Source organism: Kocuria sp. CPCC 205258, from assembly GCF_040981005.1.
Classification (GTDB): domain Bacteria; phylum Actinomycetota; class Actinomycetes; order Actinomycetales; family Micrococcaceae; genus Kocuria; species Kocuria rosea.
Genome location: NZ_JAVKPS010000034.1, coordinates 1 through 832 on the forward strand (window position 1 = coordinate 1; position 832 = coordinate 832).

1 protein-coding gene is annotated in these 832 nt (G+C 72.5%); it reads right to left on the minus strand.

From position 1 onward, the window contains the following. The coding region (locus tag RF644_RS18675) for a 5-dehydro-4-deoxyglucarate dehydratase (RefSeq protein WP_368797658.1) at positions 1 to 832 on the minus strand (832 nt) is incomplete at both ends.

Here is an 832-nt window from a genome sequence, read left to right on the forward strand (position 1 = left end):
CCGGTGGGGAGGGCGTCGATGAGGGCGGTGAGGTCGGCGAGGTCTGCCTCGGTGAGGTCCTGGAGCGGGGGTCGGACCCCGCCGGCGTCCCGGCCCACGGCCTTGAGCCCGCCCTTGACGATGGAGACCCCGTAGCCCTTCACCCGGTCGCGGATCTCGATGTAGGGCAGCACGAACCGGTTGAGCTTGTCCGTGACGGCGGCCCGGTCCTGGGCGCGGACGTCGGCGTAGAACTCCAGGGCGAACTCGGGGACGAAGTTGTACATCGCCGAGGAGTAGGTGCTCATCCCCAGCTGCAGCAGGGGCAGGGCGAAGGTCTCGGCGGTGGGCAGCCCGCCGAGGTAGAACAGGCGGTCCCCGTTGGTGGCGTAGACCTTGGTGAGGTGCTCGATGTCGCCGACGCCGTCCTTGAAGCCGATGAAGTTCTCGTGCCGTTCGGCCAGCCGGGCGACGGTCTCGGCGGAGTAGATGGCGTTGGCCCGGTTGTAGGCGATGACCCCGAGGTCGGTGGCCGCGCAGACGGCCGAGGCGTGGGCGAGCAGGCCCTCCTGGTCGCACTCGGTGAGGTAGGGGGGCAGCAGCAGCAGGCCCTCGGCGCCGGCGGCGGCGGCGTCGGCGGCGTTGCGCACGGCCTGGGCGGTGTTGCCGGCCGCCGGAGCCAGCACGGGGACCCGGTGCCCGACCTCGTCGACGGCCGCGGCCACCACGGTGGCGGTCTCCTCGGGGGTGAGGGAGAAGCCCTCTCCGGTGCCGCCGGCGGCGAAGAGCCCGGCCACGGGGTAGGAGGCCTGCCAGGCCAGGTGCTGGCGGTAGGCGCTCTCGTCGAAGAGCA